The following is a 22,619-nucleotide window of genomic DNA, read 5'->3' as shown; positions in this document are numbered from 1 at the left end:
GCGCCCCTCACGTTAGCGCCGTCGGTCACGACTGCACCCGGAACGCGATCACGCGGGCCTCCGGCGCGCCGTTCGTGGACGTCACCACGAGCCGGGCCGCGACGAAGGGACCGGTCCCGTCGGGGATCGGGTGCACGCGGAGCCGATGCCGGTTCGCCGTCTCCTCGGCGATGACCGTCCACTCGTCGGATCCGGCCCGCCGCACCTCGACGCGGTAGTCGCGCACGAGCTGCGGCAGGATCTCGTCCGGGCTGCGGTGGTGGTGCAGCGTGTTCAGCTCGAGGTCGACGTCGTCGTCGAAGACGAGGCGCACCTCGCGCGCGGTGACCGGATCCGGCCAGTCCAGCCGCAGCCACGCAGGCTCGTCCGCGAGGGGAGCGGACGCCCACATGTTCGGGCCGCCGAACGGGCGGTTGAAGCCCGACACGGCGCGGGCGGGCGCGAGCGCCTCGCTCTCCGGCTCGGCGCGGAACACGACCGCGCGCCCGCGCAGCGGCTTCGTCGGCCACTGCACGAGCAGCTCGTCCTGGCTGATCTGCACGTTCTGGTCGTCGTTGTCGGGCCGATGCACGAGCGTGAGCACGCCCGGCGCGAGCGGGACGCCCTTCGGCGTGAGGTGGACCCGCACGGCCGGGTTCGCGCGCAGCACCACCACGGCGTTCTCGGGCGTGGCCGGGGCGAACGGCGTGTCCACCCGGATCCAGCCGGGTCCGCCTGCGGGCATCCGGACCGTCGTGGCGTGCTCGAGCCGCGCAGGGATCACGTTCTGCTTGCGCCCCGTGGAGTGCACCTCGACGGTGAGCTCGGTGTCCTCGTCCGCGGAGAGCAGCAGCTGCACCGCGTCCAGCCGCGGGTGCGCCGGCATCACGAGCCCGAGGTCGTCGAGGAGCGGATGCGCCTCGGGATCCGGCGCCTCGGCGGCGATCACGGATCGCGTCGACGACGCCGTGACCTCGGCGATGCGCGCGAGGTCGTCCGGATCCTCGTTCGCGACTCCGATGAGGCTCGCGTCGGCGCGCAGCAGCAGCTGCCGCAGCTCGCCGCGGCGGGTGGCGTGCAGCTCGCGCGGCGTGAGGGCGTGCTCCACGCACATCGCCGCGGCCGTGCCGGCGGCCTCGCCCATCGCCGCGCAGGTCGCCATCACCCGCGCGGCGCCGAACGCGATGTGCGTCGCGGACACGTTGCGCCCTGCCATGAGCAGGTTCTCGACGTTCACCGAGTACAGCGAGCGGAACGGGATCTCGAAGACGCCCTCGCTGAAGCGCTGCAGAGCCCCGGCGCCGGTGGCGTACATGCCGTCGGCGGGGTGCAGGTCGATCGACCAGCCGCCGAACGCCACGCCGTCGTCGAAGGAGGTCTGGCCGAGCACGTCGTTCTGGGTGAGCGTGTGGTCGCCGATGAAGCGCCGGTACTCGCGCTTGCCGGGCAGGTTCCCGATCCACTCCAGGGTGAGGTTGTCGGCGTCGAACTCGCCGGAGTTCTTGATGTGATCCCAGATCCCCAGGATCACCGAGCGCAGCTCGTCCCGGATCCGCTCGTTGTCGTGGACGATGTCGAGGCGCCCGCCCCACTCGATCCACCAGTAGTGCGCGCCGCTGTCGCCGGAGCGGATGATGCGCGACGACGGGATGGGGGTCGTCGTGATGTCCTTCGCGGATTCCGGGGCGACGTACTTCACCGGATGCCCGACGTCCTTCGTGTAGAAGAGCAGGGTCGATCCGAGGAACTCGCGCTCCGGCTCCTCCGGCGCCCACTCCTCGCCGAACTCGTCCCGGCCCTCCTTGCCCAGGCGGTGCCGCGCGCCCACGAGCGCGCCGACGAGACCGTCTCCGGTGCAGTCCAGGAAGATCGGCGCGGTGAAGGTCGTGCGGATCTCGGATCCGAGCGTCCAGCCGGTCACGGAGCGCACCCGCCGGGCGTCGTCGGGGCCCTCGGCGCTCGCCTCGATCACCTCCGTGTTCAGGAAGAGGTCGATGCCGGGCTCCCGGCGCACGGCGTCGAGCACCACGTCGTCCCAGTAGACGGGGTTGCCGTCGGGGTTGCGGTACTGGTTCTCCCGGTACAGCTCGCCGATGATCCCGGTCTCGCGCGCCCAGCGCTGGTTGCCGTGCGCGGTCGCGCCGCACACCCACACCCGCACCTCCGACGACGAGTTGCCGCCCAGCACGGGGCGGTTGTTGATCAGCACCACGCGGCGTCCGAGCCGGGCCGCGGCCACCGCCGCGCTGACGCCGGCGAGTCCTCCTCCGACGACGACGATGTCGGCATCGACGGTCTGCGTGCGCATGGGTTGTGCTCCTGAAGGGTCTGGTTCGCGTAGGGAGGGGGAGCGCGGGCGCCGGTGGGCGGCGCCCGCGCTCGGGGTCATGGCGCCACGGCGATGGCCTCGACCTCGTACACGCGCGCCACGTTCGTGGTCGACGCGGAGGGGGTCTGGATCACCAAGCGCACCGCGTCGGCGACGACGCCGCCGGCGTTCGCGGTGACGGTGCCGGCGGTGTTCCCCGTGAACGATCCGATCTGGGTCCAGCCCGCCGCGGTGCGCACCTCGACGGCGAAGTCCCTGAGCACGGACAGTGCGGGGTCGCCCACGGAGTAGCCGCTGCGCACCCGTACGAGCTCGAGGGGCTGCGCCTGCGCCCAGGTGACCGTGAAGGTCGGGTGCGCGTCGCCGGTCGCGGAGATCCACCGGCTCGCGTCGGTGCAGACGCCGTCGATCGCGCGCTCCGGGCCGGTGTCGGTGCGCAGCTGGGAGGACGCCGTCGCCGTGCCGGTGCGGGCGAGATTCACGCCGCCCGAGTCGCCGCGGATCCCGGCCACGACGTCCGCCACGGTCGCGGACGACGACGGGGTGCCGGTGCGCGGCACGCGAGCGTAGGTCAGCGTGCCCTTCTCCGGCGCGGAGAGGTAAAGCACGTCGCTGCCGTCGGCGGCGGTGGCGGCACGCAGGCGCTGCTGGCCGGACACCGGGGCGCCGATCGCCGTCGCCGACCATGCCGACCCCGTCGAGGACAGCATCACGACCTGGCTGCGGGCCGTGCCGCAGTCCGGCATCGACAGGACGGCGTAGACGCGGGTCTCGGAGCCGGAGTGGGTGGCGTCCACGGCGGCAATGGTGTCGATCCCGCCCCCGAGGGCGTGGGTGTCGATCAGCGTCTGGTCCGTCCAGCCCGCGCCGCTCCACGTCGCCCAGTGCACGTCGAACGCCGTGGAGCCCTGCTGCGCGTAGCGATACGAGACGCCGACGAGCTGTCCGTCGGCGATGGCCATCTTCGCCGTCTGCACCGCGGGCGCATCCGGAGAGACGGTGTTCACCGTCTCTCCGGGCGCGAACGTCCGCCACACCGTCGCGCCCGGATCCGTCGGCCGCACGGGCGCGGTGAGCGCCGTGCCGGCGACGTCGCGGAAGACCTTGGTCGCCGGGTCGTAGACGACGTACGAGCCGAGGTGGCGGTACGGTCCGGCCGGCCAGGGCCCCCACTCCCAGAGGATGTGCACGCGGCCGCTGCCGTCGACGGTGAGGTCGTCGGCGTAGAACGAGTAGCCCACGGCGGACGCGATCATGGTCTCCCTGGTCCACGTGCCGGTGGCGAGCGAGTAGTGGTACAGCACGCCGTCGCGGCGCCCCTGCGGGTCGGCTCCGACGCGCACCATGAGCCAGGCGTCGCCGTTCGCGCCGGGCGCGGTGACCGGATAGGAGATCGCGGCGCCCTGGTCGGGCATCTCGGCGCTCACGTCGACGAGCGAGGTCACGTCGCCCGCGACCGTCGAGCGGAAGTAGTGCCATGGTTCGTGATGCATCGAGACGAACGCGTGGATCCGGCCAGAACCGTCCACGACGATCGAAGGCTGATTGTGCCCGTTGTCGTCGAGGAAGTCCGCGCAGGCGCCCGCGGTCGTGCGCAGGCATCCGGTCGTCCAGGTGCCGTCGGCGGCGCGGGCCGCCAGATGCACCTGGTGCCGGCCGGTCGTGGCCGTGACGTTGTACGCGAAGTACGTGGTGTCGCCGACCACGGCGAGCGGGTTCCACCAGCCGGACTGGTTCGAGGCGTCGACGGTGACGGGCACGGTCTCCAGGGACGGGGAGGACGGATCGGCGACCGCCGCGGGAGCGGCGAGCACGGAGAGTGCCACGACGGCAGCGGCCGCGATGCCGCCCCAGGTGCGCAGAGTCATCGCGAGCCTCAGCCGATCAGCTTCTGGGCCGCCTCGCCCGCCTGCGCCATCGCGTCCTTCGGGCTCTGCTGGCCGATCAGCACCGCCTGCACCCGCTCGGCGACGACCGTCTCGACCTGCGCGTACTGCGCGTACACCCAGAACGGGTTGGTGGTGGCCGTCTTCGTGATCCGGTCGGCGAACTGCTTGCCGAACGTGTCGGCGGTCACGGTGGGCGAGGACTGCGCCTCCTTCGTGACCGGCGGCAGGCCCCGCATCTTGTAGTCGCCGAGCACGGCGTCGAGGTCGCTCGTCGACCACTGGCCGAAGTCGGCCGCGGTGCGGGTGCCCTTGTCGTCGCCGACGATCACGACCGCTCCGCCCCAGACGAGGGCGCGCGGCGTGTCGCCCTTCTTCAGCACCGGACGCGACTGCGCGACCAGCTTGCTCGCCAGGTCCTTGTCCGGGGAGTCCTTGGTGACGGCCGCGCGCCCGACCGGGGCGTCGTCGTAGATCGCGGTGCGGCCCTGGGCGAACAGCGAGCGGGCGTCGAAGCGGTCGACGTCCGCCGCGATGAGGCCCTGGTCGTACAGCGCCTTGTACCAGGTCACGGCTTCGACGCTCTCATCGTCGCCGATCGTGACCTTGCCGTCCTTGACGAGGGGGCTGCCGAAGGTCTGCATCCAGATCAGGATGTCCTTGAGCTGCGCCGCCTTGGTCGAGGCCGCATAGGGGATCAGCCCGTTGCCGAGCGCCTTGAGCTTCTTCAGCGCCGCCTCGTAGTCGTCGACGGTGACGGGGAACTCGTCGACGCCCGCCTTGGCGAGCAGCTCGGAGTTCGTGACCAGGCCGATCGCGCCGATCGTCCACGGGAACCCGTACTGCACGCCGTCGAACTGCGCCGCCTTGAGGGCGGCCTCGGTGTAGCCGCGCCCCTTCGTCAGACCGGACACGTCCTGCAGCTTGCCGAGGGCGGCGAGCGAGGCGAGCCATGCCACGTCCACATGGGCGGCGCCGGTGAACTGCCCGCCGCGCACCTGCAGCATGAGCTGCTTGAAGTACTCGTTGTAGGGGAACGAGACCTCGGTGATGGAGACCTTGTGCGTGGCCTTGTAGCCGTCCAGCAGGGCCTTGATCGCCGGCGCGGCGGCCTCTTCCGTGAGCGACCAGCTTGCGAAGGAGAAGTCGGCGGGGGTGAAGGATCCGGCGGCGAGGCCCGACGGGGCCGCGCTCGGGCCGGCCGCGGCGCCGCCGCTCGGCATGCAGCCGGCGAGTGCGATGCCGGCTGCGCCGAGCCCGGCGAGGGAGAGCAGCTGGCGGCGTGAGATCGGGGTGGAGGACATGCGTTTCTCTCTTCTTCGAGGGGGCGGGTCGGCCAGCCCTTGACGGCGCCGGCGGTGAGGCCGCCGACGAGGTACCGCTGCAGGGCGATGAAGGCGATGGCGACCGGGAGGGACACCACCAGGGAGGCGGCCATCAGCTCGGGCCAGGCGGTGGCGGCCTCTCCGATGAACGTGTTCACGAGCCCCGGCGGCAGGGTCTGCTTGTCGGGACCGGCGAGGGTGAGGGCGAAGATGAAGTCGTTCCAGCCGCGGACGAACGCGAACAGCCCTGCGGCGACGAGCCCGGGCGCGGCCAGGGGCATCACGACGGAATGGATGATCCGCAGACGCGAGGCGCCGTCCATCCGTGCGGCCTCGATGAGCTCGTCCGGGATGGTGTCGAAGAAGCCCTTGAGCATCCACACGCACAGCGGCAGCGTGAAGGTGGTGAACGACAGCACGAGCGCCGTGTACGTGTTCAGCAGGCCGTACGCGGAGAACACGGCGTACAGGGTGATCAGCAGCAGGGCCTGAGGGAACATCTGCGACGCCAGCACGAAGTACATCAGGCTGCGCCGGCCGCGGTAGCGGAACTTCGAGAAGGCGTAGCCCATGTACGCGGACACGATCACCGAGAGCACCGCGGTGATCACCGACACCACGACGCTGTTGCGCAGGTAGCCGAACAGCGCGGGGTTCGCGGCGAGGGCGGCGTAGGCGTCGAACGTGATCTCGGCCGGGAACGGCTTCGGCGGATAGGAGAACACCTGACCGCGAGGCGTGAGCGACGTCGCGAGCAGCCAGTACACCGGCAGCAGGGCGAACCCGCCGAAGACGACGATCGCGATCCAGGCGCTGACCGTGACGGCGCGGCGGTCGCTGCGGCCGCGGCGACGGCGGGGCGCGGGGGCGGTGGGCGCGGCGGCAGGAGCGTGCTGCTCGAGGACGGCGGTCATCGCTTCTCCCCTCTCTCCGAGAAGCGGACGTAGACGACGACGAGGCCGAGGAGCAGGATCATCCAGAGCAGGCCGATGGCGCCCGCGTGCCCGAGGTCGAATCCCGTGAAGGCGGTCTCGTAGACGGCGGTGGCGAAGGTCTGGGTGGCGCCGGCGGGGCCGCCGCCGGTGAGCACATAGATGATGTCGAAGTGCTGGAAGTTCCAGATGAACTCCAGGAGCAGGACGAGGCCGATGATGCCCCGCATCTGCGGCACGGTGATGGCGAAGAAGCGGCGGATCGTGCCGGCGCCGTCGATCTCGGCCGCCTCGTGCAGCTCGTGCGGCACGGTCTGCAGGCCGGCCAGCAGCATGACCATCATCCAGGGGAACGACTGCCACGTCTTCGCGACGATGACCGCGATCATGGCGGTCGCGGGATGCGCGAGCCACGCCTGCGGCTTGTCGATGAGCCCGACGCCCTCGAGCAGCGCGTTCATCACGCCGTAGTTGGCGTTGAAGATCCACATCCAGAGGAAGGACACGACGACGCCCGGGATGAGCCACGGGATGAGCATGACGCCGCGCAGCACCTTGGTGCCGCGGATCTTCGTGCTGAGGGCCAGGGCCAGGCCGAATCCGATCACGAACGGCGCGAGCGTCGTGCCCATGGTGAACACGAGCGTCTGCCCGAGCAGGCGCAGGAAGTCTCCCTGCAGCACGTCGACGATGTTCTGCAGTCCGACGAACTCACGGCCCGGCGTGACGAGGCTCTGCTTGAAGAACGCGGTCACCAGGGCCGTGATCAGCGGATAGACCACGACGGCGAGAAGCAGCGCGAGGCCGGGAACCGTGAGCAGGAACGCGAACATCCCATCGCTGAGGCGACGAGGCTTTGTACGTGATGCAGAGTGTGAAGAAATGGTTGCTTCTGTCATCGAGGACATCCTTGGCCGGGAGAGGGATGAGCGGCGGGTCGGGTGCCGCTGCTCGGTTTCCTCAGTATTTCCGGCAGTGCTTGTTCACGTCAACATGGAATGGTCACGATAAGGTAACGAGCAAATGTGGTAACTCGACTGTGAAGTCTGTGATCTTCTGTTGCGATGCGTCTCGCAGGCAGACGATCTCACGCCTGGTGCGACCAGTCGGCTCAGATCGATGCTTGATCGTCGATTATCGATTGCGCTAAGGTCCTGAACGTCGCGAAGATGCCACGACCGGCCGGCCGGATCCTGGCGCGGAGCGACGGCAGTCCCTTCCAGACCGGTACCGCCCCCCAGACATCGGAGACGCGATGAAGCGTGCACTGACCACCCTCGCCCTCGCCGCCCTGCTCGGCACCGCCCTCGTCACCGGCGGCACGGCCGCCGCGGCCGCCGCCGCAGACGGCGCCCTGTACATCGCGCCGGGCGGGGACGACACCGCCAGCGGTGCGATCGACGCCCCGCTCGCGACCCTCGAGGGCGCGCGCGACCGGATCCGCACGCTCAAGGCGTCCGGCTCCCTGCCCGGCGGAGGCACCACCGTCTACCTCCGCCAGGGCACGTATCAGCGCGACGCGTCGTTCCAGCTCGACGCGCAGGACTCCGGCACCGCGGATGCCCCGATCACCTATCGCTCCTATCCGGGCGAGCGCGCGACGCTCAGCGGCGGCAGGACGCTGCCCCGGGACGCCTTCACCGGCGTGACGGATGCGGCCGTGCGCGACCGCATCGTCGAGGCGTCGGCGCGCGACAAGGTGCAGCAGATCGACCTGCGCGCCCTGGGCATCACCGACTACGGACAGCTCAGCCGGCACGGCTACTGGAAGGCGAACGACGTCAGCACCACCCCGCCGATGGAGCTCTACATCGAGGGACAGGGGATGACGCTCGCGCGCTGGCCGAACGCGGACGCCGTCAAGCCCACGGTGCAGATGGGCGACATCGTCGACCCCGGCCCCACCAGGAAGGACGCCGACCTGCAGGATCGCGGCGGAACCTTCACCTACGGCTACGACCGGCCGAAGTACTGGACCCAGGCCACGGACGTGTGGCTGGACGGGATCTTCGGCTACAGCTGGGAGTGGTCGTACAACAAGATCCAGGCGATCGACACCGAGAAGAAGACGATCACGCTCCGCTACGGGGAGATGAGCGGACTGCTGAAGAGCTGGTTCCCCGACTTCCACTTCGCGCAGAACCTGCTCGAGGAGCTGGACGCGCCCGGCGAGTACTACATCGACCGGGACAGGGGCGTGCTCTACCTCATGCCCAACGCGGCCTTCGCCGCCGGTCGCGGAGACATCACGGTCACCACGCTGAAGGATCCGATGCTGCGCACCGACGGCGCCTCGTACGTGACCTTCGACGACCTCGTCCTCGAGTACGGGCGCGCCACGGCCGCCGTGATCCTCGGCGGGTCGCACGTGACCGTGTCGCACAGCGACATCCGCAACTTCTCCGACGGCGGCGTGCTCATCAACTCGCCCGGCCGATACACCTACGACGGCATCCCGGTGAACCGCGGCGGCGTCGACCACGCGGTGACCGACAGCCGGCTCACGCACATCGGCGGCATCGGCGTGGTGCTGCAGGGCGGCGACAAGACGACGCTCGCGCCCGGCCGCAACCGCGTGGAGAACTCCGAGATCGCCGACTTCGCGTACTACCACAAGGCCTACAACCCGGGTGTGATGTTCGACGGCGTCGGGAACATCGCGAAGAACAACAAGATCCACGACGCGCCGCACCCGGGCATCATCGTGTACGGCAACGACCACCTGTTCGAGCGCAACGAGGTCTACGACGTCTGCAAGCAGTTCCACGACCTCGGGGCGATCTACATGAACTCGGGCAAGACGCCCCAGCAGCGCGGCCACGTCTTCCGGGAGAACTACTTCCACGACATCGGCGTCGGCATGGCCGGCGTGGAGGGCATCTACGCCGACAACTTCACCTGGGATCTGGAGATCACGAAGAACATCTTCGTGAACATGGGCAACTCGGGGATCAAGAGCGGCTCCGCCGACTACATCGAGGCGCGCAACAACATCTTCATCGACAACCTCGTGCCCTACGACAACTACGAGCAGTGGATGGGCGACCAGGAGGGCAACGTGGTCGACCGAGACTACATGCCCGCGTGGAAGCAGGTCTTCGCCGACAACAACGACTTCGTCGGCACCCCGTATCTGGAGAAGTATCCGGAGCTCGCGCACTTCTTCGAGGACAACCACTACTACCCCGACCACAGCACGTTCGCGCACAACGTGGTGTGGAACCCGCACCGCACACCCTCGGGACTGAACGCCCAGGGCGCCAAGGACGGCAAGAACCTGCTGAACTACGACACCAACATGGTCGCCACCTCCGATCCCGGCTTCGTCGACGCCGCGCACGGCGACTACCGGCTCAAGCCGGACGCGGCGGTGTTCACGCAGATCCCGGGGTTCCAGGACATCGCCTTCGACAAGATCGGGCTGCAGGGGAGGGTCGGGCAGTCCCAGTCCCCGGAGCGGGTCGCGCTCGAGGCGATCGCATTCCAGACCGACGCGGTGCGCGTCGACGTCGGGCACGACGTGCGCGCGGCGGCCGTGCCGCTGCCCTGGAACGCCGCCGACGCCGCGGTGACCTACGCCTCCGCCGACACCACGATCGCGACCGTGCGCGCCGACGGCACGATCACCGGGGCCGCTCCGGGGACCACGACCGTCACGGCGACGTCCGTCGCGAACCCCTCGCTCACGGCGACCATCGCGGTGACCGTGGATGAGGGCGACGGCGTGCTGCACTTCACCGACTTCGAATCGGGCGCGAACGGCTGGCCGACCGACCCGAACCGCAAGATCGTCGACGACGGCACGGGCGATCACGTCTACCGGATCGTGAAGGGCGCCAATGCGCAGCTGCCGAGGGACTTCACCTCCTTCGTCCTCGACGTCGACGTGACCACGCCCGCCGGAGCCGCACCGGCCGGATCCGGCTTCGTGATCTACGACCGCAACGGCAAGGGCGGCGGATACATCCGGTACCGCAACGCCGCCGCGGGCCCGACCTGGACGATCTTCGACGACGCCTGGAAGGTCGTCGCCGAGAACGTGCTCCCCGCCGATCAGGCGCTGCCCGACGGGAAGACCTCGCACGTGCGGGTGGCGGTCCAGGACGGCAGGATCCGCATCTCGGTCGGCGGCGCGCTCGTGATCGACGGCGCGGACCCCGCCCCCGGTGCCGCCGGACGGGTCGGGTTCTACGTGGAGGGGTACCCGTCGCTCGACTTCGACGACATCGGCTTCTCGATCTCCGCGGTGCCGGTGACGGGGCTGACCGTCGACGTCGCCTCCGCCGCGATGAACGTCGGGGAGCGCCGCACGGTGACCGCCAAGATCGCTCCGGAGGACGCGAGCGACCTGCGCGTGGCCTGGAGCAGCGCCGACCCGTCGATCGCGACGGTCGACGCGGCCGGCCGCATCACCGCGGTCGGGCCGGGCTCGACGACGATCACGGCCGCCTCGGTCGCGGAGCCCAGCGCCACGGCCTCGGTCGCGGTGACGGTCGTGGACGCGGTCTATCCGACGACCCGGCTGGACGCGCAGCTCAAGGACGCGGCGAACTGGAGCGCCTCCAGCGTCATCTCGGTGACCGACGCCGGCGTCTCGATCACCGGCCAGGGCGTGCACGGCTACAAGGCGGAGCGCTTCGGCGACACGCTCCTGCAGTTCGACGCCGACTTCGGCGCCTTCGACGGCGGCTGGTACGGGTTCCAGGTGCGATCGGACCAGACCGGGATCCCGGCGTGGCAGAACTCGAACACGGGCTACCTGTTCCTCATCAAGCAGGACACCTTCGAGTTCCAGAGCTGGACGCCCGGCCAGACGATGCTCGACGTGATCCCGAACACCGTCATCGCGCCGAACAGCACGCACCGGATTGAGGTCGGCGCCCTCAAGGAGGACGCGGGCACCCGCCTGGTGCTGCGGGTCGACGGCAAGACCGTGTGGAACACGCTCGACGCCCGCCAGAACCTACGCATCGGAGCGGACGGCTACTTCAACCTCTATCACTACGCCAAGACGAACACCCTCACCGTGCGGCCCACGCCGGTCATCACAGGCATCTGCTGGGCGGCCGAGGCGGATCCGAAGACCCGCTACGCGGTCGGCGATCCGCTCGACGTCACCGGCATGGTGCTGGGCGTGCGCTGGAGCGACGGCAGCCTCACGACCGCGCAGGTCGCGGAGGATATGGTGAGCGGATTCGACAGCAGCAGGGTCCACCCGCGCCAGACGCTCACGATCGCCTACGAGGGGCAGTCGACCACGCTGGACATCTCGGTGCGGCCCAAGGTCAAGCAGGACGAAGCGGAGGTGCCCCGATGCGGGTGACGTTCATCGGAGACTCGATCACGGACGCGGGCCGGGACAGGACGGATCCGGGCTCCTTCGGCGACGGCTACGTGTCGCTGCTGGCGCCGGGGCTGACGGCGGGCGGCGCGATCGTGCGCAACCTCGGCATCGCCGGTGACCGCGTGGCCGATCTCGCCGCCCGGTGGGATGACGAGCTCATGCCGACCGCTCCGGAGCTGCTGACCGTGTACGTCGGGATCAACGAGGTCTGGCGGCGCTTCGACAGCGGCGACCCCACGCCCACGGCGGTGTTCGAGGAGACGTACCGCTGGCTGCTCCGACGAGCCGCAGAGGTGCACGCCCCGAAGCTCATCCTCATGGAGCCCTACCTGCTCCCGGTGCGGGCCGAGCAGGAGGGCTGGCTCGACGAGCTCGCGGAGAAGCGGGCGGCCGTCGCGCGACTCGCCGCGGAGTTCGGCGCGGCGCACGTGCCGCTGCACGACGTGCTCACCGCGGCGGCTGACGGGCGCGACCCGGCCGAGCTCGCACCCGACGGGGTGCATCCGACACCGGCAGGATCCCGTCTCATCGCGGACGCTTGGACGGCCGCGTCGGGCATTAGCGATAGTCGATAATGGATCTAGAATGAGCAGCATGACGGATGCGCTGGCCTCGACGACCCTGCAGCGGGGGCTGCTGTCGGATCAGATCTACTCGATGATCAAGGGGATGATCAAGGACTCCACCCTGGCCCCGGGGGAGCAGCTCGTGGAGTCGCAGCTGGCGCGCCAGCTGCAGGTGAGCCAGGCACCCGTGCGCGACGCGCTGAAGCGGCTCACGCACGAGGGGCTGGTGTCGCAGGTGCGGCACCTCGGCAGCTTCGTCGCGAGCTACTCCCCGGAGGAGGCGGCGCAGGCAAAGGTCGCCCGGGTCGAGCTGGAGGCGCTCGCGGGCCGGCTGGCCTGCGGGGCGCTGGACGAGGAGCGGCGCGGCACGCTCGCCGCCCTCATCGCCGAGATGCACGAAGCCGCCGAGGTCGCCGACCTCTCGCGCTTCCGCGAGCTGGACTTCGTGTTCCACCGCACCGTGATCGAGGCCAGCGGCAACGTGTACCTGCCGCGCATGTGGGATCTGCTGGAGCCGAGCCTGCGCGTCATGCACGTGCTCGGCGACCCGGCCTTCACCGGCGACTGGCACGAGGTCGCCGACTGGCACAAGGGCCTGCTCGACGTGCTCGACGGCGGCGACGCCGAGGCGGCCTCCGCGCTGTTCCGCGCGCACGCAGCCGGCACCCTGCTGAACGACTGACCCCCGCCGCCTCGGCGGTCCTGCGCCCCGCCGGGGCGCGCCGTCGGGGCGTTCGGCTGCTGGCGCGGGAGCGTCAGAGTCGGTACAGCCGGGCGGCCGTGCCGGACCAGAGCGCCGCGGCACCGGCGGAGGAGAGCGGCGGCAGGGCGTCCGCGATGCGTTCCGCGATCTCGGCGTAGGGCGTGTGCCGCGCCGAGATCGGCCAGTCGCTGCCGTGCAGGAGACGGTCCGGGCCGAACGCGTCGAGGGCAGCGTCGAGGAGGCGCCCGAGCTCCGCCGGACCGCGTCCGGGGTGGACGAGCCCTGACGTCTTGGCGTGCGCGTTCGGCTCCGCCGCGACGGCGGCGAGGTCGCGGAACCACGCCGCGTCCGGATCCGCCGTCCCGAGCCCCAGATGGCACACGACGAACGTCGTGGCCGGGTGGCGGTGCGCCAGCGCGGCCGCACCCGGCAGCTGCTCCGGACGCAGCAGGAGCTCCAGCACGAGGCCGGCCTCCCCGACCGCCGCAGCGAGGGCGTCGAGCCCGGCGACATCGGACAGGTCCGCCGCGAACTGCGGCACGGCCGCGCGGAGGCCGGCGACGGCGGGCGCGCCGGGGTGCGTCGCGGACGCGAGCATTGCGGCCGTGCGCCCGAGCGGCAGGCCCGGCGCCTGCTCGTACTGCAGCACCGCGCGGCGCACGAGCGGATGCGCGACGGCGATCCCGGTTAGCCACTCGGCCTCGGCCACGGAGTCGGCGGCCTGCACGGCGACCGCGGCCGAGACGCCCGATGCGCTCAGCAGCGCACCGAGGGTCCCCGGCAGGGCGTGGCGGGGGAGGCCCAGGTCCTCGCGGAACCAGGGCAGCGGGACGACGTCGACGTCCCAGAGGTGCACGTGCGCGTCGATGATCCGCATCAGGCCGCGGCGGTCCCGTCCTGGCCGAGCCGGTCGAGCTCCGGCCACAGCGCCTCGGGGATCGCGACGTCGCGCCCGTGGACGAAGGCCGCCACCTCCGCGGGGGTGCGCGCCCCGATGACGACGCCTTCCGCGCCCCGGCGCAGCGGGAACCGGGCGGCCGCGTCGGCCAGTTCGACGCCGTGGGCGCGGCACGCCTCCTGCAGGGCCAGGGCCCGGGCGACGAGCGCGGGCGGCGCGGGCTTGTATTCGTAGTACGGCGCGGTCTGCGGTGCGACGAGGATCCCGGTGTTGTACACGCCGGCGGCGATGATGCCGACCTCGCGCGCGGCGGCGAGGGGCATGAGCTCGTCCTCCGCGGTGCGGTCCAGCAGCGTGAGCCGGCCCGCCTCCATGATCACGTCGACCGGCGCCTCCGCGGTGAAGCGGATCAGCGGCGGGAGCTTGCCCATGCCGACCCCGATGGCGCGCACCACGCCCTGATCGCGCAGCTCGACGAGTGCGGCCATCGCCCCGGCGAGGCCCGCGTCGACGTCGAGCGGGTCGTGCAGGTGCAGCAGATCGATCCGGTCGGTGCCCAGGCGCGTCAGGCTCGCCTCGAGGCTGCGGAGCACCCCGTCGCGGCTCAGGTCGGCGATCGTGTCATGACCGCTCGCCGACCCGGGGACCGGATCCCCGGACGCGTCGACGATCCGGCGGCCCACCTTGGTGGCCAGCACGTAGTCGTCGCGCGGCACGCCCTGAAGCGCGAGCCCGAGCCGGCGCTCGCTCTCGCCGGCGCCGTAGTGCGGGGCCGTGTCGAAGTAGCGGACCCCGGCGTCGAGCGCCGCGCGCACGGTCGCCACCGCGTCGTCGTCGGCGACCGGCGTGTAGAGGTTGCCGATCGGCGCGCAGCCGAGGCCCAGGTCGTCCCGCAGCGGGACGCCGCCGACCGGGGCGGGATTCAGCGGACGGAGCTCTGCACGGAACGCCATGCCTCGTACTCCTCGCGGGTGTCGGGGGTGAGCGGGTAGTAGTCGCTCAGCCGGGCGCCGTCGTCGAGGCGCGCGCGGCTGAACACCTCCCACTCCTCATGATCGCGCGCGGAGTCGATCACCTGGGGAGCCATCGCCTGCGGCACCACGACCGGGCCATCGTCGTCGGCCACGACCAGGTCGCCCGGCATGCAGAGCGCGCCGCCGACGGCCACGGGCACGTCGTACGCCCAGGGCACGAGCTCCGACTGCGACGCGTAGTGCGGCGTCGTGCCGGTGGACCACACCGGGATCCCCAGCTCGCGGATGCGGCGGGCGTCGCGGATGCGGCCGTCCACGACGATCCCGGCACCGCCCTTGCGCGCGAAGTAGCGCGCGAGGATGTCGCCGATGCAGCCGGAGAAGCGGCTGCCGTACGCCTGGATCACGAGCACGTCGCCCGGCTGCACGGCCTCCAGCACGTGCCAGAGCGCGGTGTGCCGCTCCGCGTACTCCTGCCCCTGCCCGGACGCCATGTCCTCGCGCTGCGGCATGAACTGCAGGGTCAGGGCGGATCCGACCACGCGGCTGCCCGCCGTGAGCGGCTCGGGTCCGTCGATGTAGCTGCGACGGATCCCGAGACCGTGCAGCTTGGCGCACGCGGTGGCGGAGGAGATGCCTTCGAAGTCGTCGAGCAGCTCACGACCGGGACGGGCGTACGCCGCCCCGCGGACGGGCAGGGCGAAGTCGGGGCGGATCAGGTCGGTGCTCATGCGGCTCCTCCGGAGGGGTGCAGGCGGGGCGTTCCGGCCCCGCGGGCGATGGTCAGGTCGAGGTCGGCGCCGTGCGCCGGGGGCAGCTCGATGACGACGTCGTCGTCGCAGCCCCAGGTGATGGTGCGCGGGGGGTTCTCGGGGGCGCGGTACGAGCCGGACGGGCCGGGGAAGCTTCCCGGGGTCTCGGCGGTCGCGGACACCCGCACGATGCGGTCGGCGCCGAAGCGGCCGCCGCGGATCCGCACCGTGCGGGTGTGCACGACGGACGTGTTGACCAGGCGCAGGCCGATCCCGGAGCCGTGGATGGTGTGCACGAGCGCGGCCACGTCGCGCGGGAGGCCGGGGCGGCCGCGCTGGACGTCCTCGTAGCGCAGCGCCGTGAACGGCAGGCCGCCGTTGTAGAGCATCTGCGGGGCGCCGCCGACGAGCTGCGTGAGCACCTCGGTCACCACGGGGTTCACGCGCTGCCAGAAGTGCAGGTGGGCGGCGTCGGGGTCCGCGTCGTCGCCGAGCATCATCGCCACACGCCGCGACACCTGGCCGAGCGCCATCTCGAGCGCCCGCTCCGGATACTCCGGCAGCTCGCCGCTGAGGTACGCGATCCATCCGGCCTCGTGGCCGGCCTCCTCCTTGTCGCGGAACGGCGCCACGAGGTCGGTGCCCGGGGGCAGGCCCGCGATGGCCCGGTCGAGCATCACGCGGTCGTCCTGGCTGCGGCTCCACCACCACAGCCACACCGGCACGTCGAGCTGCAGCGGGCCGAAGTCGAACCAGCCGTCGATGCCGTGGCGGTACGGCACCAGCACGCCGGGGGTCGCCGCGGCGGCTCCGAGACGGGCGCGCCAGCCCCCGCGCAGGCTGTAGGTGGAGTCCTCGACGGATCCGATCTGCGCGTGCGCCAGCACGGTGTCGAGCGCGGGGCGCACCAGGTCGAGGGCGTCGTCGCGACCGGTGACGAGGGAGTGGTTGATCGCGCCGATCAGGGCGCTCATGGCGACGGAGTGGAAGCCGTGCGGCCAGGCCCATCCGTAGTGGCCGCCCCACCAGCGGCCGTCCTGCAGGGCGCCGACCGTGCCGTCCGGCCCGACGTTGTCGGGCACGAGGCCGCCGTTCGCGCGGGCGCGGGCGAGCCACCCCTCGACGTAGCGGCGGATCCACGCGGCGGACTCCTCGTCGCCGTCGTCGAGCCAGCGCAGCGCGGGCAGCGAGGTCGCGGCGAGGTTCACCGGCACGTCGCCCGCCGCGCGGCGCTGCATCTCGTCCGCCATGCGCTGCGCCTTCTCCGGGTCCGCGAGGTCCTCCCACACGGCGATCCCGTCGAGGCCGTGGATGGGCAGCCCGTAGGGGCGCATCTCGGCGCGGTCGGCGGAGTAGGGGCGCACCCGGCCGGCGAGCGGGGTGCCCTCCGGCTGCGGATCCTCGAGGCCCTCCCTAGCGCCCAGCGCGCCGTTGTGCGGGGCGCGGATGATGTTGCGCTCGGCGTCGTAGTTGCCGTGCGCGGGGTCGGTGAACAGCGCGGCGAACCGGCGCGCGCGCTCGGCGAACGCGGCGTCGCCGGGGTCTGCGGCCCTGATCCCGGCGAACAGCAGCACCGACTCGCCCTGATGGAACCAGTCGTAGCCGTTCTCGTACTCGTCGGTGAGCATGCCGGCCTCGGCGAGCTGGGCGGTCACGCCCTCCCAGCAGCGCTTGGCGTCGGCGAGCGCCGCGTCGTCGCCGCCGAGCGCGTAGAACGCCGGCCAGTTGAAGAACGGCTCGTAGAGGTCGTCCACGCCGTCGCGGTCCTCGAACTCCGCGACGCCGCGGAGCCGGCCGTCGGGCAGCGTGTACCGCTCGGCGAACAGGCGCCTGGCCTCCTCGACCTCGTCGAACAGGCGGCGCTGCAGCACGGCCCAGGCGGGGATGGCGCGCAGCGGCGTGGTGATGGGATCCGTCATCGTCAGCCCTTCGTGGCTCCGGCGGCGAGCCCGCCGATGATGTGCTTCTGCATGAGGACGAAGAAGATCAGGGCGGGAGCGATGGCGAGCAGCAGCGTGGGGAACACCTGCGTGTAGTCCGTGGAGAACTCGCCGACCGCCGCGTACACGCCGGTCGTCACCGTGTAGATGCCCGAGCTCGGTCCGAGGATGATCTGCGGGCTCACGAAGTCGTTCCACACGCCGATCGAGTTCAGCACCACGACGGTGGCGACGACGGGGCGCATGATCGGGAAGATGCAGGTCCAGAACGCGCGGATCCGGCCGGCGCCGTCGAGCGCCGCGGCCTCGTCGATGTCGCGCGGCACCGAACGCAGATAGGCGGAGAACAGGAAGATCGTCACCGGGAGGGTGGCCGCCGTCTCGAACAGGATGAATCCGGGGATGGTGTTGATGAGCCCGAGCACGCGCAGCACGAACACCACGGGGATGAGGGTGACCTGCCCGGGGATGAACAGACCGGAGACGAACAGCAGCAGCAGGCCCATGTGCCACTTCGAGCGGCCGCGGGCGATCACATAGGCGACCGGGGCCGACAGCAGGATGCAGCACACGTTGACGAGCACGACGAACAGCAGGGTCACGCCGTACGCGGCGATCACGTTGAACTTGCTGCTCGTGATGGCGGCCCAGAGGAACTCCGGCGTGAAGCTCTGCGGCGTGATCAGCAGCGGGTTCTCGATGATCTCCTTCTGCGGCTTGAACGCGTTGATCACCATCGTGTACAGCGGCACGACCATGACGACCGCGACCGCGGTCAGCACGATCCAGCGGGCGAGCCGGGCGACGAGCGGCGCCCTGGTGCGGCCGCCGGAGCGACGGGATCCGGTCCGCTGCCGAGAGCCCTGCGGGCGCACGGCGGGGTTGAGGCTGGTGGCGGTGCTCATCAGTCGTCCACGACCTTCTGCTCAGCACGGCGGCGCACGAGGGTGACCGCCAGGCCCACCGCCGCCGTGACGATGAGCAGGATGACGGACTGCGCCGCGCCCATGCCCAGGGCCGAGCGCGCGAACGAGTCCTTGAGGATCTGGTACACGATCGTCTGCGTGGATCCTGCCGGCCCGCCGTCGGTGAGGGCCAGCACGACGTCGTACGCCTTGAGCAGGCCGACGAGCGTCAGCACCAGGTTGACCGTGAACACCGGCGCGATGAGTGGGAACGTGATGCTGCGGAACTGCTCGCCGCGCCCCGCGCCGTCGACCGTCGCGGCCTCGTAATACTCCGCCGGCACCGACTTGATGCCGGCGAGGAACAGGATCATGTTGAAGCCGAAGTGCGACCACACGATCGTGAGGATGACGCTCGTCTTGGCGAAGGCGGGGTCCGTGAGGAACGGCAGCGGGCCGAGGCCGATCGCCCCGAGGACGCCGTTGACCGCGCCCTGCGGAGCGAGCATCGCCGACCACAGGAAGCCGATGATCAGGCCGCTGATCACGTAGGGATAGAAGAACACGGTGCGCAGGAGCGCGTTCGCGCGACCGGATCCCGAGATCAGCGCGGCGATCGCGAGCCCGACGCCGTTGCACAGGATCGTTCCGGTGATCGCGATCACCCCGGTGAACAGCGCCGCCTGCGCCGAGCGCGGATTGCGGAACGCGTGGACGTAGTTCTCCCAGCCGATGAAGGTGAAGCGCAGGCTGTAGCCGTTCCAGTTGGTGAAGCTCAGCACGCAGGCCAGGATCATCGGGATCACGAACATGGCGATGAACACGGCCACCGCCGGGGCGCTCATGAGGAACCCGGGCAGGGCGCGCTGCAGACGGCGTGCCGTGTTCACCCGCCGGTGCGCCGGGGCGGTCGCAGGGGTGCGTGCAGCGCTGCTCATGGGCTCCTCCTCGGGTGCGGTGGCCCGGGGGCGGGCAGCCGTGGCCGTCCCGCCCCCGGATGAACGTGTCATCGTCACGATCTCATCGCTTCCCGGCGTCAGTTCGCGTTGGCGGCGAACCAGTCGTCCATGCTCTTGAGCACGTCGGCCGCGGGCGCACCGCCCAGCAGCGCCTGGGTCTGCGTGTTGATCTCACCGGAGTAGCCGGTCGGCATGGTGCGCTCGCCGTAGCCGCCGCCCGTGGGGGTGTACGACGACGCCTTCGTGTCGGAGACGATCTTCTGCAGCTCCTCGCCGAGCGGGGTCATCTCGTAGGTGTAGCCGTCGCGGTAATTGCCGTCGACCTTGAGCTGCGAGACGACGGCCTCCTTGTCGGTGGTGAGGTACTCGATGAGCTTCGCCGCGGCGTCCTGGTGCTTGCTGGTGTTCAGGATGGAGTACGGGCTCGCGATGTTCGCGCCCATCGCGGGCGTCTCCGAGCTCTTCTCGGCCGGGGCGCGGAACACGCCGATCTCCGCCGAGCCGGCGGCCTTGGCCTGGCTGCCGACGAACCAGCTGCCCATCGGGTAGATCGCGCTCTTGCCGCTGAGGAAGGCCTGCTCGGCGTCCGGGTACTTGATGCCCAGGGCCTCCTTGGGGATGTATCCCTTGGACACCCACTCGGCGTAGGTCTCGACCGCCGGTCCGTACGCCTTGCTGAACGTGGTCCTGCCGCTGGAGATGTTCTGGAAGAACTTCGGATCCTTCGACACGATCGTCGGCAGCCCGAGCACCTGGAGCGTGTGGCTGGTCATCCAGTCGCCGCCCGTCTGCACCGGGACCCCCCAGCCCGCGGCCTTTATCTTGCCGAGGTCCTCGGTGAGCTCGTCGACCGTCTTCGGCGGGGCGGAGATGCCGGCGTCGGCGAACGCCTTCTTGTTGTAGAAGATGAGGCTCTGCAGCTGGACGCCGATGCCCGCCATGTAGTTCTTGCCGTCGATCGAGTACTGGTCGGCGAGCGGGCTCTTCTTCGCCCACGCGTACTTGGACAGGTCGACCAGCTCGGGGGCGAGTTCGGTCGTGGGCACGAGGGACTGCACCACGTCGGGGGCGTCGCCCGACGCGAGCAGACGCGGGACCGCCGCGGCGACGCCCTCCGCGCCGGGGTTCTGGATGACGACGTCGATGTTCGGGTTCTTCTTCTCGAAGGGCTTGACGAGGGAGTTCCAGTACTCCTCGGTGAGGTTGGGGGTGACGTTCACGAGCATGTGCAGCGACACCTTCTCGGTGCCGGACGCGTCCGAGCTCGAGGGCGCGGCGGCGCCGCTGCAGCCGGCGAGCGCGACGGCGGCGATGGTGGCGATGCCGGCGGCGGGGATGAGGCGGCCCTTGATCATCGTTGATCCTTCCTGATGCGGGTGGTGGGACACCGGCGACGATACACTAATCGATAATCGTTTGTGAAGACGTGGCGCGAAATTTGGTAAGCGTTTTCCCGCGGATCCGCGTGTGGTGTGCCGGCGCGGCACCTGTCGCTGCAAGGGGCGCCGCTCGGGTGGGGCCCGACGCGAGCGCGCGGAACCGCCCGAGCCTCGGGGCGCGGACCGGCTCAGGCCTCGGCGCGACGTGCGCGGTACGCGGCGACGGCGTTGCGGTTGGCGCAGACCGTGGAGCAGTAGCGCTTGGAGCGGTTGCGCGACAGGTCGAGTGCGATCGCCTCGCAGGTCTCGTCGGCGCACACGGAGATGCGCGAGCCCTCCTCGGCGCGGATCACGTCGATGAGCGCCATCGCGGTCTCGGCGAGCACGCGCTCGGGAAGTGGCCGGTCGTCCGCCACGGCGTGCAGGTGCCAGTCCGTGTCGCCATGCCGGGTGAGGCGGAGCGCCAGCGGGATGTCGGCCAGGGCGGCGTTGGCGGCGACGGCCATGTCGTCGCGCGGCGCCAGCAGCATCCCGCGCAGGCGCGGGCGCAGGGCGCGCAGCCCTGCCACCTCGGCCTCGTCGCGATCGATCCGGCCGGTGTAGCCGAACTGGCTCAGGAAGGCCTCCTCGTCGGCGGGCGTGATGAGGCCGTCGGGATCCTCGGCCGAGTTGACGAGCCAGACGGCGGCCCGCAGCGACTCCTCGGTGTCATCCGTGAAGATCATGTTGACATCTTACAGGTGCCGCGAGTAGTGTCACATGTCATGAGCACTATGGCGAATGACGCGCGTACGGTCGGCGGACGCTCCGGCCTCGTCTTCGCGATCGGGGCCGCGCTCTCCTTCGGGATGAGCGGGGCCTGGGCGCGCGGGCTCATGGATGCCGGGTGGAGCCCCGGCGCCGCCGTGACCGCGCGCATGTGGGTCGCGGCGCTGGTGCTGCTCGTGCCGACGCTGCTCGCCCTGCGCGGACGCTGGGGCGCGGTGCGCAGGAACGCCGGCATGATCCTCGGCTACGGGCTGCTCGCCGTCACCGCGGCGCAGCTGTGCTTCTTCCAGGCCGTCGCCGTGCTGGACGTCGGCATCGCGCTGCTCATCGAGTACACCGCGCCGATCGCGGTGGTGCTCTGGCTCTGGCTGCGGCGCGGGGAGCGGCCCGGTGCCCGCGGCATCGTCGGGGCCGTGATCGCGTTCGTGGGCCTGGTGCTCATGCTGGAGATCTTCACCGGATCGCGGGTCGACCCGATCGGCATCCTGTGGGCGCTCGGCGCGATGGTCGGCGCGGCCACCTACTTCCTGCTGTCCGGGCGCGGCGACACCGGGCTGCCGCCGATCGCCCTGGCCGGGCTCGGCCTGCTGATCGGCGCGACCGGCCTCAGCATCGCCGGCGCGGTCGGGGTGCTGCCGATGACGTGGAACACCCACGACGTCGCGTACCGCTTCGGCAGCCTGCCGTGGTTCGTGCCCGTGCTCGCCGTCGCCGTGATCGCGACCGCCCTGGCCTACGTGCTCGGCATCGTGTCGACCCGCCTGCTGGGTTCGCGCGTGGCGTCGTTCGTGGCGCTGTCCGAGGTGATCGCGGCGCTCCTGTTCGGCTGGCTGTTCCTGGGCCAGCTGCCGGATCTGGTCCAGGCGTTCGGGGGAGCGCTCGTGCTGGTCGGCGTCGTGCTCGTCAAGCTCGGCGAGCCGGTCGTCGACGAGGTGGATCCGGACGCCGTGCCCGAGCCGGTGGAGGCGCTGCGCTGACGC

General features: G+C 70.9%; 16 protein-coding genes and 1 pseudogene. 4 read left to right on the top strand and 13 right to left on the bottom strand.

The window, feature by feature from the left end; translation table 11 throughout:
* Positions 1-25 precede the first annotated feature (25 nt).
* From ACYQ1L_RS17235 to ACYQ1L_RS17215, 5 genes and pseudogenes are all read right to left on the bottom strand, one after another.
* Positions 26-2,287: an FAD-dependent oxidoreductase gene (locus ACYQ1L_RS17235; protein WP_460005240.1), complete on the bottom strand. Its 2,262-nt coding sequence runs from the start codon at positions 2,285-2,287 to the stop codon at positions 26-28.
* A 77-nt stretch (positions 2,288-2,364) separates the two neighbouring features.
* Positions 2,365-4,176 (bottom strand): BNR-4 repeat-containing protein, encoded by a 1,812-nt coding sequence (locus ACYQ1L_RS17230; protein WP_460005239.1) that lies wholly within the window; start codon positions 4,174-4,176, stop codon positions 2,365-2,367.
* Between the two features lie 8 nt (positions 4,177-4,184).
* A complete protein-coding gene (locus ACYQ1L_RS17225; RefSeq protein WP_460005238.1) occupies positions 4,185-5,417 on the bottom strand; it encodes an extracellular solute-binding protein in 1,233 nt (410 codons plus the stop codon).
* Between the two features lie 158 nt (positions 5,418-5,575).
* Positions 5,576-6,433: pseudogene (locus ACYQ1L_RS17220) on the bottom strand (carbohydrate ABC transporter permease); the annotation flags it as partial.
* Positions 6,430-7,284: a carbohydrate ABC transporter permease gene (locus tag ACYQ1L_RS17215; protein WP_460005237.1), complete on the bottom strand. Its 855-nt coding sequence runs from the start codon at positions 7,282-7,284 to the stop codon at positions 6,430-6,432. The gene ACYQ1L_RS17215 and the pseudogene ACYQ1L_RS17220, both read right to left, overlap by 4 nt.
* A 422-nt stretch (positions 7,285-7,706) precedes the next feature.
* Here ACYQ1L_RS17215 and ACYQ1L_RS17210 point away from each other — a divergent pair, with 422 nt between their 5' ends.
* Genes ACYQ1L_RS17210 through ACYQ1L_RS17200 form a run of 3 tightly spaced genes read left to right on the top strand, consistent with a single transcriptional unit; the run spans position 7,707 to position 13,043 of the window.
* Complete coding sequence (locus tag ACYQ1L_RS17210) at positions 7,707-11,774, top strand: Ig-like domain-containing protein (RefSeq protein WP_460005236.1); 4,068 nt, start codon at positions 7,707-7,709, stop codon at positions 11,772-11,774.
* Complete coding sequence (locus ACYQ1L_RS17205; RefSeq protein ID WP_460005235.1) at positions 11,765-12,370, top strand: SGNH/GDSL hydrolase family protein; 606 nt, start codon at positions 11,765-11,767, stop codon at positions 12,368-12,370. The genes ACYQ1L_RS17210 and ACYQ1L_RS17205 overlap by 10 nt, the downstream gene beginning before the upstream one ends.
* Positions 12,371-12,389: 19 nt before the next feature.
* The gene (locus tag ACYQ1L_RS17200; protein WP_460005234.1) at positions 12,390-13,043 is read left to right on the top strand and encodes a GntR family transcriptional regulator; all 654 of its coding nucleotides are present in this window, start codon (positions 12,390-12,392) and stop codon (positions 13,041-13,043) included.
* Positions 13,044-13,116: 73 nt separating this feature from the next.
* On the opposite strand, the gene ACYQ1L_RS17195 is transcribed toward ACYQ1L_RS17200, so the two are convergent.
* The 8 genes from ACYQ1L_RS17195 to ACYQ1L_RS17160 form a co-directional block, all read right to left on the bottom strand.
* Positions 13,117-13,941 (bottom strand): amidohydrolase family protein, encoded by an 825-nt coding sequence (locus ACYQ1L_RS17195; RefSeq protein WP_460005233.1) that lies wholly within the window; start codon positions 13,939-13,941, stop codon positions 13,117-13,119.
* Positions 13,941-14,915: an aldo/keto reductase gene (locus ACYQ1L_RS17190; protein ID WP_460005232.1), complete on the bottom strand. Its 975-nt coding sequence runs from the start codon at positions 14,913-14,915 to the stop codon at positions 13,941-13,943. Before ACYQ1L_RS17190 ends, ACYQ1L_RS17195 begins: the two co-directional genes overlap by 1 nt.
* Positions 14,885-15,667: an RraA family protein gene (locus ACYQ1L_RS17185; RefSeq protein ID WP_460005231.1), complete on the bottom strand. Its 783-nt coding sequence runs from the start codon at positions 15,665-15,667 to the stop codon at positions 14,885-14,887. The genes ACYQ1L_RS17190 and ACYQ1L_RS17185 overlap by 31 nt, the downstream gene beginning before the upstream one ends.
* Positions 15,664-17,607 (bottom strand): DUF8034 domain-containing protein, encoded by a 1,944-nt coding sequence (locus tag ACYQ1L_RS17180; RefSeq protein ID WP_460005230.1) that lies wholly within the window; start codon positions 17,605-17,607, stop codon positions 15,664-15,666. Before ACYQ1L_RS17180 ends, ACYQ1L_RS17185 begins: the two co-directional genes overlap by 4 nt.
* Positions 17,608-17,609: 2 nt before the next feature.
* A complete protein-coding gene (locus ACYQ1L_RS17175) occupies positions 17,610-18,533 on the bottom strand; it encodes a carbohydrate ABC transporter permease (RefSeq protein ID WP_460005229.1) in 924 nt (307 codons plus the stop codon).
* On the bottom strand, positions 18,533-19,471 hold the full coding sequence (locus ACYQ1L_RS17170; protein ID WP_460005228.1) for a carbohydrate ABC transporter permease: 939 nt from the start codon (positions 19,469-19,471) through the stop codon (positions 18,533-18,535). Before ACYQ1L_RS17170 ends, ACYQ1L_RS17175 begins: the two co-directional genes overlap by 1 nt.
* A 98-nt stretch (positions 19,472-19,569) precedes the next feature.
* A complete protein-coding gene (locus ACYQ1L_RS17165) occupies positions 19,570-20,847 on the bottom strand; it encodes an ABC transporter substrate-binding protein (RefSeq protein WP_460005227.1) in 1,278 nt (425 codons plus the stop codon).
* A gap of 212 nt (positions 20,848-21,059) precedes the next feature.
* Positions 21,060-21,596, bottom strand: a complete 537-nt coding sequence (locus ACYQ1L_RS17160; RefSeq protein ID WP_460005226.1) for a CGNR zinc finger domain-containing protein — start codon at positions 21,594-21,596, stop codon at positions 21,060-21,062.
* Between the two features lie 39 nt (positions 21,597-21,635).
* Here ACYQ1L_RS17160 and ACYQ1L_RS17155 point away from each other — a divergent pair, with 39 nt between their 5' ends.
* Positions 21,636-22,616, top strand: a complete 981-nt coding sequence (locus tag ACYQ1L_RS17155) for an EamA family transporter (RefSeq protein ID WP_460005225.1) — start codon at positions 21,636-21,638, stop codon at positions 22,614-22,616.
* The last annotated feature ends 3 nt before the right edge of the window (positions 22,617-22,619 follow it).

This window comes from Microbacterium xylanilyticum (assembly GCF_054654695.1).
The sequence above is the reverse complement of the archived record's forward strand: the minus strand, read 5'-3'. Positions and strand labels throughout refer to the sequence as shown.

Bases quoted from the DNA above. Each gene is read 5' to 3' on its own strand.
- ACYQ1L_RS17235 (WP_460005240.1), bottom strand. From the start codon at position 2,287: ATGCGCACGCAGACCGTCGATGCCGACATCGTCGTCGTCGGAGGAGGA.
- ACYQ1L_RS17230 (WP_460005239.1), bottom strand. From the start codon at position 4,176: ATGACTCTGCGCACCTGGGGCGGCATCGCGGCCGCTGCCGTCGTGGCA.
- ACYQ1L_RS17225 (WP_460005238.1), bottom strand. From the start codon at position 5,417: ATGCCGAGCGGCGGCGCCGCGGCCGGCCCGAGCGCGGCCCCGTCGGGC.
- ACYQ1L_RS17215 (WP_460005237.1), bottom strand. From the start codon at position 7,284: ATGTTCGCGTTCCTGCTCACGGTTCCCGGCCTCGCGCTGCTTCTCGCC.
- ACYQ1L_RS17210 (WP_460005236.1), top strand. From the start codon at position 7,707: ATGAAGCGTGCACTGACCACCCTCGCCCTCGCCGCCCTGCTCGGCACC.
- ACYQ1L_RS17205 (WP_460005235.1), top strand. From the start codon at position 11,765: ATGCGGGTGACGTTCATCGGAGACTCGATCACGGACGCGGGCCGGGAC.
- ACYQ1L_RS17200 (WP_460005234.1), top strand. From the start codon at position 12,390: ATGACGGATGCGCTGGCCTCGACGACCCTGCAGCGGGGGCTGCTGTCG.
- ACYQ1L_RS17195 (WP_460005233.1), bottom strand. From the start codon at position 13,941: ATGCGGATCATCGACGCGCACGTGCACCTCTGGGACGTCGACGTCGTC.
- ACYQ1L_RS17190 (WP_460005232.1), bottom strand. From the start codon at position 14,915: ATGGCGTTCCGTGCAGAGCTCCGTCCGCTGAATCCCGCCCCGGTCGGC.
- ACYQ1L_RS17185 (WP_460005231.1), bottom strand. From the start codon at position 15,667: ATGAGCACCGACCTGATCCGCCCCGACTTCGCCCTGCCCGTCCGCGGG.
- ACYQ1L_RS17180 (WP_460005230.1), bottom strand. From the start codon at position 17,607: ATGACGGATCCCATCACCACGCCGCTGCGCGCCATCCCCGCCTGGGCC.
- ACYQ1L_RS17175 (WP_460005229.1), bottom strand. From the start codon at position 18,533: ATGAGCACCGCCACCAGCCTCAACCCCGCCGTGCGCCCGCAGGGCTCT.
- ACYQ1L_RS17170 (WP_460005228.1), bottom strand. From the start codon at position 19,471: ATGAGCAGCGCTGCACGCACCCCTGCGACCGCCCCGGCGCACCGGCGG.
- ACYQ1L_RS17165 (WP_460005227.1), bottom strand. From the start codon at position 20,847: ATGATCAAGGGCCGCCTCATCCCCGCCGCCGGCATCGCCACCATCGCC.
- ACYQ1L_RS17160 (WP_460005226.1), bottom strand. From the start codon at position 21,596: ATGATCTTCACGGATGACACCGAGGAGTCGCTGCGGGCCGCCGTCTGG.
- ACYQ1L_RS17155 (WP_460005225.1), top strand. From the start codon at position 21,636: ATGAGCACTATGGCGAATGACGCGCGTACGGTCGGCGGACGCTCCGGC.